Source organism: Rhabdaerophilum sp. (genome assembly GCF_046092605.1).
Classification (GTDB): domain Bacteria; phylum Pseudomonadota; class Alphaproteobacteria; order Rhizobiales; family Beijerinckiaceae; genus Rhabdaerophilum.
In genome coordinates this window covers 1-8,350 of the sequence record NZ_JBJTDY010000050.1, presented here as the reverse complement: position 1 = coordinate 8,350, position 8,350 = coordinate 1, and the positions used below count along the sequence as shown (strand labels likewise).

Genomic DNA, 8,350 nt, shown 5'->3' with positions numbered 1-8,350 from the left:
CAGGCGCAGGTCGAGCCCCGCTTCCAGCAGCGGCGCCAGTCGGGGCGTGATCATCTCGCCCAGCAAATCCGACGGCGCGGCGATATGGACCGTGCCCGAAATGCGGGACGACCGCGCCCGCGCCGTGGCCAGTGCCAATTCCGCCGTATCGAGGCTGCTTCCGATCGAAGCCGCAAGGTCGTCGGCAATCGATGTCGGTCGAACGCCCCGCGAATGGCGATCGAACAGGGGCCGGCTCAATTGCGCTTCGAGCGAGGCGATGTGCTGTGACGCCGCCGGTTGGGTGATGCCGATTGCCCGGGCCGCCTCGCTCAGCGATCGACGGCGGTAAACTTCGACAAAGGTGCGCAACTGCAGGAGGGACATGCCGTTTCCATAAGCGAATTTATGGCCGTCCGCCATTCCCTTTGGATTTTCTGATGCCGCATGACGCATATCTTGGACGCGAAAGGAACGACGAGTGCATGATAGCCGCCAGCTGCTCAAGGCCCTCACCGTCGCCATTGCGGCGGGTGCGGCGGCACCGGGTGCCTTCGCTCGTGCCCGTTCCATCACCAAAAAGGACAACTAACGATGACCCGCATACTCATGGTGGCCACGTCCGCCGACCGCATGACCCCCGGCACCGAACCGACGGGTGTCTGGCTGGAAGAGCTGACCACGCCATATTACGCCTTCCGCGATGCCAGCGCCGAGGTGACGCTGGCCTCGATCAAGGGCGGCGCCATTCCCGTCGACCAGCGCAGCGTAAACGCCGACGGCGAGAACGACGCTTCGGTCGAACGCTATCTAAAGGACGAGGGGCTGAAGGCCGAAGTTGCCAGTACCCCGGTATTCACCAGCATCGATCCCGCTGGCTACGACGCGCTGTTCCTGCCCGGCGGCCACGGTACCATGTTCGATTACCCCGGTAGCGACGAGCTGGCGCGCCTGGTCGAACGCTTCGACCGCGAAGGCAAGATTGTCGCCGCCGTCTGCCATGGACCGGCCGGGCTGGTCTCGGCGAAGAAGGCCGACGGCACGCCCTTCGTCGCCGGCCGTCGTGTCGCGGGTTTCACCGACAGCGAGGAACGTGCAGTCGGACTCGATAACGCGGTGCCGTTCCTGCTCGAAACCCGTCTCAAGGAACTCGGCGGCAAGCACGAGGGCGGTCCCGACTTTGCCCCGTTCGCCCTGCGCGACGGCAACCTGGTAACGGGTCAGAACCCCGCCAGCGCAAATCGCACCTCGGAACTCGTGATGGAAGCCCTCAAGGACAAGGTCGCCTGATCGTGCGCTATCTCCACACCATGCTGCGCGTCGCCGATCCCGAGGCGGCGGTCCGGTTCTTCACGCTGATGGGCCTCAAGGAAACCCGGCGCATGGAGAACACGGCCGGGCGTTACACGCTGATCTTCCTTGCCGCGGACGAGGATTTCCGCGGTGACGGCGAGCGCGGCGATGCCGAGGTCGAGTTGACGTACAACTGGCGGCCCGAAGATGGCAGCGCGCCCGAAGTCTATACAGGCGGCCGCAATTTCGGTCACGTCGCCTACCGGGTCGAGGATATCTACGAAACCTGCGCGCGGTTGCAGGCGAGCGGCGTGACGATCAATCGTCCCCCGCGCGACGGTCACATGGCCTTCGTTCGCTCGCCCGACGGCATCTCGATCGAACTGCTCCAGAAAGGTGATCGCAAGGCCCCGGCCGAGCCGTGGGCGTCGATGCCGAACACGGGCGAATGGTGATGGCCCGGCTCTTCGAAACCTTGACGGTCGGCGGGCTGCGGCTCGCCAACCGCATTCGGTGGTCGACGGCCGCCCTGAGACAGGCCAGAGCCCGGCTTCTTCTGACGCTGCCGCAAAAAGTTCTAGCCCCGCTTCAGTAGGGCGGATGGTGCTGTTCGATCGGGCAGCACCACAGTTTTCGTGCAGGAAATTCAATGTCCAAGGTAATTCTGATCACGGGCGCTTCCTCTGGCATCGGGGAAATCTGCGCCCGCTTCGCCGTGAAGGCTGGCCATCGGGTGGCGCTGGCCGCCCGTTCTGCCGGCAGACTCGACAAGTTGGTTGAGGAATTCGGCACCGATAAGGCTATTTCTCTGCCTACCGACGTCACCGATCCCGTCGCGCAGGAGCGCATGGTTAAGGATTCCGTTGCACGTTTCGGTCGCCTTGACGTGGTGGTGCCCAATGCTGGTTTGGGGGCCTCAGCCCGCGGCACCGAGGCTGGCTCTATCGAGAGTTTCCGCGAGATGATCGAGGTGAATTGTCTGGCGGTCACCTACACGGCGAAGTACGCACTACCCCACCTGCGTGCCTCGAAAGGACATCTTGTCCTGATTGGCTCTCTGGCCGCGCAGGGTACGGTGTGGGGGTCGGTCTACTCCGCCACAAAGTGGTTCATTCGTGGCTATGCGGATAACCTCGGCGCTGAGTTGGGCGACGCTGGTGGGCGGGTCACCTGCCTTCACCCAGGTATGACGGATACGCCCTTCTTCGACACGGAGAAGCCGGATGCTCTACGTCCTGAGGACATTGCCCGAGCCTTCATGTTCGCCATAGAGCAGCCTGAGCATGTGCTGCTACCCCACCTGCCGGTCTACCCGAAACCGAAAAAACCCTACTACGACCCGCACCACTAACGCGGTGCGAGGGCTACCGGCGTAAGCCCAGACATTCCCGGCCACGGTCCGCGTCTTCGGCACGCACGGTCTTGTGGGATCCGCGGTGGCCCTGGCGCGCCGCTGCTGCGCTTGGCGCATCGGTCAAGGCACTGCCGCAATATCTCCGCTCCGAACCGCGCGAAGCCGGGCGCATCTTGAAGGAAATGAAGCCATGAACCGCTCGATCAAACTTATGCTCGCCACGGCTGCCGTGCTGTCGCTCGCGGCATGGGCGACCACCCCGCAGGCAACCTCGGCACCGCAAATCGAACAGGTCGCCACTTTCGACGGCGCGATGCCGACCGGCGTGACCGTTGCCCCCAATGGCCGCATCTTCGTCAACTTCCCGCAATGGGGCGACAACGCGCCGTTCACGGTGGCCGAACTGGTCAATGGTAGGGCGGTGCCCTATCCCGACGCCTCGATTAACCGCCCCGATCCGGCCGACCCGGCGGGGCATTTCATCTCGGTGCAGAGCGTGGTGGCCGACGGAGCCAATCGCCTCTGGGTGCTCGATACGGCGGCGCCCAACTTCTCGCAGCCGCGAGAAAACGGTGCAAAGCTGGTCGCGATTGATCTCTCGACCAACCGAGTGGTGAAGACCATCGTCCTGCCGCCCAGCGTCGTACTGCCCACGACCTACCTCAACGACGTGCGGTTCGATCTACGTCAGGGCGCTGAGGGTGTGGCCTACATCACTGACAGCAGCAATGCGGGCGTCGGCGGCATCATCGTTGTCGATATCGCCAGCGGGCACGCGATCCGCCGCTTGTCAGCTCACGCGACTACGAATCCCGAGCCCGGCTTCACCCCGACCGTCGACGGCGCGGTGTTGATGAACCGTCCGGCAGATGGTCCTGCGACGCCGTTCGCTGTGGCGAGCGACGCGATCGGGCTCAGCTCAGATGGCAGCCTGCTGTATTACGGACCGCTGTCGGGTCGCACGCTGCACGCGGTGCCCACAGCGCTGCTGCGCGACTCTACAGTCTCCGAAGAAGAACTCGGTCGCTCGGTTCGTAACATGGGGCGCAAGGGTGCCTCGGATGGGATTGCCGAAGATGACCGGGGCCGCGTGTTCGCCGGCGACTACGAGAGCAACGCGATCCGCGTGCTTGAAGAAGGCCGTTGGTCGACGCTGGTCAGCGATCCGCGCATCAGTTGGCCCGACACGCTGTCGATCGGCAACGACGGCTATCTCTATTTCACCGCCAACCAGCTCCACCGCCAGCCCGGCTTCCACGGCGGGCGGGACCTGCGGCGCAAGCCCTATGAACTGCTTCGCATCAGAGTGGGCGCCGGGCCCGTCCTGTTGCGCTCGCAGTGATCCCATCAGGCCGGGCAGGCTCGGCATCGCGCCTGCCCGGGCCTTCCCAATGGAGACCTTCGATGATTGAGCCAATTGTCTCTGACCCTGCGGTCGAGCGCTATCTGCCGCAAATTGCTGACGCGGTCGGCACAGACTTTGCCGCATACCGCAACCACATTTACCGGGTTCTGAGTTACGCAGTGCACTTCCTCGGCGACGATCCGAGGGGGCGCGAACATATCGCATTTGCACTTGTTTTCCACGACGTGGGCATGTGGACCGACCACGAACTGGCTTATCTTGAGCCCTCGGAAGCGGTGGCCGAGCGCGTGCGAGCCCAGCACGCGCCGCATCTCGATGCTGCACTCATCGCCAACATCATCCATTGGCATCACAAGTTGTTTGCGTTCGCCGGACCCGATGCCAAGATCGTGAACGCCGCGCGCAAGGCCGACTGGATCGACGCAAGCTTGGGCATCGTGCGGCATGGCGTTGCCCGCAAACAGGTGGCTGCCATAGAGGAGGCAATCCCCGTATTGGGCTTCCCGGAGGTCCTGATGCGCCTCGCCAAGGATTTACGCCATGGCAACTGGGTAGCGGGTCTTTGGCGTGTGCTCTCTCGCGTCTACAAGATTTGACCATCGAAATTAATCTGGCGGAAAACGGCTGTCACTGAGTGATAGCCCACCGTCCGCTACCGGCGCCGCTTTTTCGCTCTCTGATAGCCGGTCGGCGCAGTGCTAGATGTCGGCTCCTGGCGGAACCTGCTGTTCGACAGATAACCTCTGAACGGCAGAAAGGTCCCAGCTCCTGCTGAAAGCTCCAGTTCTGAGCTGACATTGGCCAGCCCGCGTTGAGGGGAGATCCTCAGTTCCTTTCGCAGGCGTCAGACGCGTTGGCGGCCTCAGCTCCAGATGCATGCCCCAGCGGGCTGGGAGACCTGTTCACAGAGATGAGAACCGACGTGGCAGAATCAGCTGCCGGTGCTCTTCACTATGACATTTTATGAGTTCCGAAAAAATTAGCGCGTAAGCATCTGAAAAATAAATTATATCTTGATCGTCGCTCCCATCCATCATTGGCGCAATACTGAATTTCCACTTATTGTCAGACACTTAACAGACATTCGCGTGAGCGCCTGAGATTGGACAAATTGGCATTGCCGACCGGAGTGCCTCAACCTGCCTCGATTGTCGAGCCAGTTCGCCCGCTCCGCGCCCTGAGCGGACATAAGGCCGGCGCGGGGCTGATGCCGGCTATCGGCCTTGGCCTTACGCAAGGGGCGCTGCCAGAAAGGAAGAAAGCAATCGACAACAGAGTGCCTCCGCGGTGGGGCAGTGGCGGTCGGGCGAGCAACTGTTTCCTTATCGATGTAGGGTCTAGGCGCGCTGTCGAAGCATTTCGCTGTGGACGTGCGACCTGAATGCTGGCTCCGGGCTAGGATATTCATCGGACAATCGGGCACCCGTTTGTCCTTTGGCCAGTGTCAGGGCTCGACTAGGTCCGTCAGCTCCATGCGGGGCGACACGACGTTCGCAAAGCACCCACGATAACCTGTGTGACGCCTTGCCTACCCAAGGCTTGAGGCAGCTCCGCCGGGCAGACTCTCCTTGTTATCGCGGTCAGCATGACAGCACAGCGTCCAAGCGACCACTTTTTGCGAAGTCGAGCAGCTCATCCGAACCGCCCACGTGGGTCGCCCCGATGAAAATCTGTGGAACCGTCGTCCGACCGCTCCGGGCCGCCATGGTCTCTGCCGCCGAGCCATCCTGGCTGACGTCGATTTCCGTGAACATGATCCCCTTGCTGCCGAGGAGAGCCTTGGCCCTTTTGCAGTAAGGGCAGTCCGGCGTGGTGTAGATCGTCACGCCGGGGTCGTAGGTGCCAGCCATCGGATGCTGACGGAGCCATGCGATCGTCTGGGAAGCCGACGCGTTGGGCGGGAACACCGGATAGAACACATGCGTGATGACGCCGTTGTCGATGACCAGGGTCAGCCGCTTGATGAGTCGCATGCCTTCGACTGTCATTGTCGGCAGGCGTAGAGCCTCGGTGATCCTAAAGTCGGCGTCACTTAGGATTGGAAAGGACAACGCCAAGCGATCCGCTAGTTCCTGCTGATAGGCGGGTGTCTGCGTGCTGAGGCCGAAGATCGATACCCCCAATCCTGAGAACACGTCCTTCTCGCTCTGGAACGACAATGTCTGTGGCGTACATCCTCGCGCACCCGGGATGTCATTCCATCCAGGCGGCAGCTCGACGCCGGGCATGCCCGTCATGGGGTAGGCATAGACGACGACGCGGCCGTTGAGGGCCGACAGATCGACCAGTTCGCTTGATGTCGAAGGCAGCGAGAGGCTGGGCATGCGCATGCCTGTCAGATGCGCCGCGCCGCCGTCATCTTCCGGACGCGGCAGATTATCGGGAAGCGTCATCGGATTGGTGGTGTGCTGGCCTGTCATGGCGGCAACTCCTTGCGGCAATGATGAACATTTCTGCCTTTAATGGCTCGGCATAAAGTGCCATTCTGAGCCAATCCACTTAGGCCATTATCATGCCCAAGCGCCGCATCACCGTGATCGTCCCCTCCCTCAAGGCGCTGGATCGCAGTCGCGGAAATCTGGGTCGTCAGCTGGCGCAGCATCTCCGGGAGGCCATCGTGTCGGGTGAGCTCAAGCCGGGCGAGCGCCTGCCGTCCACGAGGACGCTGGCGGTATCGCTCGGGCTCGCGCGGGGCACCGTCGCCCAAGCCTTCGACCAACTCGCTGCCGAAGGGTACCTCGATGCGAGGGTCGGGGCCGGGACCCGCGTGACGGCGGATCTCCAGGCAGGCTCCATGTTTGCTCCGGTGTCACCGGGTCGGCCAGCCACACTCGAGGAACCACTGCCGGCCGCAGCAGTGCGATTGGCCGGCCTGGTTCAGTCCTTGGTGCCGCAGCCGCCCATTCCTTTCGCGGTCGCCATCCCGGCAGCCGGCATTGAGCCCGACGATACATGGCGCCGGGTTGGCAACCGAGTGCGGGCGTCCGGCCGGGCCGCTCCCTCCACCTACGCTGACCCTCATGGGCTTCTGGAACTGCGGACGGCAATCGCCACGCACGTACGTCGGGCGCGAGCAGTCCATTGCTCGCCTGACAACGTCATCGTGACGTCAGGCACGCAGCAAGGGCTCTCCATGGCAGCGCGAGTCCTGCTGTCGCGGGGCGAGACAGTATGGGCCGAGGACCCCACCTATCCCGGCCTGACGGCCGTCCTGGATGATCTCGACCTCCAGACCCACCGGGTGCCCGTGGACGAGCAAGGGTTCGACGTTGGCGCCGCATGGGCGGCATCTCCGGATGCGCGGGCCGCGTTCGTTACCCCCTCCCATCAGTATCCTGTCGGCATGCCGCTGAGCATGTCCCGACGACAGGCTCTGGTGGGGTGGGCCCAACAAAATCGCACCTGGATCGTCGAAGACGACTACGACAGCGAGTTGCGCTATGCGGGCCACCCATTCCCCGCCATACAGGGGCTCAGCCCTTCGCGTGTCATCTACCTTGGCACCTTCTCCAAGGTCCTATTCCCATCCCTCAGGCTCGGCTATGTGATCGCCCCATCGCAACTAGTCGATGCCTTCGCAGGCGCTCGCGCCATTCTCGATAGACACTCCCCACTGACCGATCAGCATCTGCTGGCGGCCTACATGAACGATGGGTTCTTCGAGGCGCATGTCAGACGCATACGCGGGCTCTATGCCGAACGCCGCGCTGTTTTGCTGGCCGCGCTGAGCCAAGGGCTACCGGATGGATGCGAGATACAGCCAAGCGATCAAGGAATGCACATTCTGCTCTGGCTGCCCTCGGGTGCCGACGATGTGAGATTGGCCAAATTGGCCCGGAACATGGAAATCGCGGTGAGACCGATCTCCCCGATGTACGCAGAGCCTCCAGGCCGGCCGGGCCTCATGCTCGGCTTCGGCGGCTTCCGCCCTGAGCGTCTGGTCGAGGCTTCCGGACACCTGCTTTCGTTGCTTGCTTCACACAACCCGTGGATTGAGAAATGACCGGATAGGCCGGCTATCAATCAGCGTCCGCGAACAACTCCGTGCTCTGAGCGGACATAAGATCGCCGCTCGAGTTATGGCGGCTAGCGGCCCCAAAACTGTCATAGCGGTATCCCCTTCTCTCCCCGCATGGCCTTAAGCTTCGTGCCGATCAGCGCCATGAGGATGGGTCCGACGGAGAACTGGCCCTCGCGCTTCTTCTCGGTCAGCGCCCGCAAGTAGCCGCCGGGGAAGCGCACCTCATCGCCCTTCTGCAGGATCGCCGCGACGACGATCGAGGCATCAGCCTGCCCCATGGTTTCCACCGCATCGCGCCAGGCATCCGGCGAAATTCCGAGCATGGCCCGCACCAGCT

Annotated in this window: 9 protein-coding genes; 6 read left to right on the top strand and 3 right to left on the bottom strand. The window is 62.9% G+C overall.

Annotated features, from left to right (window positions below; translation table 11 throughout):
* The coding region (locus tag ACKODO_RS04475) for a LysR family transcriptional regulator (RefSeq protein ID WP_408982252.1) at nt 1-366 on the bottom strand (366 nt) is incomplete at its 3' end.
* A 207-nt stretch (nt 367-573) separates the two neighbouring features.
* Between ACKODO_RS04475 and ACKODO_RS04470 the strand changes: the two genes are divergently transcribed.
* From ACKODO_RS04470 to ACKODO_RS04450, 5 genes are all read left to right on the top strand, one after another.
* The gene (locus ACKODO_RS04470) at nt 574-1,269 is read left to right on the top strand and encodes a type 1 glutamine amidotransferase domain-containing protein (RefSeq protein ID WP_408982251.1); all 696 of its coding nucleotides are present in this window, start codon (nt 574-576) and stop codon (nt 1,267-1,269) included.
* A gap of 2 nt (nt 1,270-1,271) precedes the next feature.
* Nucleotides 1,272-1,727, top strand: coding sequence for a VOC family protein (locus ACKODO_RS04465; RefSeq protein WP_408982250.1), 456 nt, complete (start codon nt 1,272-1,274; stop codon nt 1,725-1,727).
* 194 nt (nt 1,728-1,921) lie between these two features.
* Nucleotides 1,922-2,623: an SDR family oxidoreductase gene (locus ACKODO_RS04460; protein WP_408982249.1), complete on the top strand. Its 702-nt coding sequence runs from the start codon at nt 1,922-1,924 to the stop codon at nt 2,621-2,623.
* 193 nt (nt 2,624-2,816) lie between these two features.
* Nucleotides 2,817-3,968 (top strand): L-dopachrome tautomerase-related protein, encoded by a 1,152-nt coding sequence (locus ACKODO_RS04455; RefSeq protein WP_408982248.1) that lies wholly within the window; start codon nt 2,817-2,819, stop codon nt 3,966-3,968.
* A gap of 62 nt (nt 3,969-4,030) precedes the next feature.
* The gene (locus ACKODO_RS04450; RefSeq protein ID WP_408982247.1) at nt 4,031-4,588 is read left to right on the top strand and encodes a hypothetical protein; all 558 of its coding nucleotides are present in this window, start codon (nt 4,031-4,033) and stop codon (nt 4,586-4,588) included.
* 984 nt (nt 4,589-5,572) lie between these two features.
* Here the strand turns inward: ACKODO_RS04450 and grxC are convergent.
* Nucleotides 5,573-6,412: a glutaredoxin 3 gene (grxC, locus tag ACKODO_RS04445; protein WP_408982246.1), complete on the bottom strand. Its 840-nt coding sequence runs from the start codon at nt 6,410-6,412 to the stop codon at nt 5,573-5,575.
* A gap of 92 nt (nt 6,413-6,504) precedes the next feature.
* Between grxC and ACKODO_RS04440 the strand changes: the two genes are divergently transcribed.
* Complete coding sequence (locus ACKODO_RS04440; protein ID WP_408982245.1) at nt 6,505-7,995, top strand: PLP-dependent aminotransferase family protein; 1,491 nt, start codon at nt 6,505-6,507, stop codon at nt 7,993-7,995.
* Between the two features lie 101 nt (nt 7,996-8,096).
* Here ACKODO_RS04440 and repC read toward each other — a convergent pair.
* Nucleotides 8,097-8,350: replication initiation protein RepC (gene repC, locus ACKODO_RS04435; protein ID WP_408982244.1), on the bottom strand; the 254-nt coding region annotated here is incomplete at its 5' end.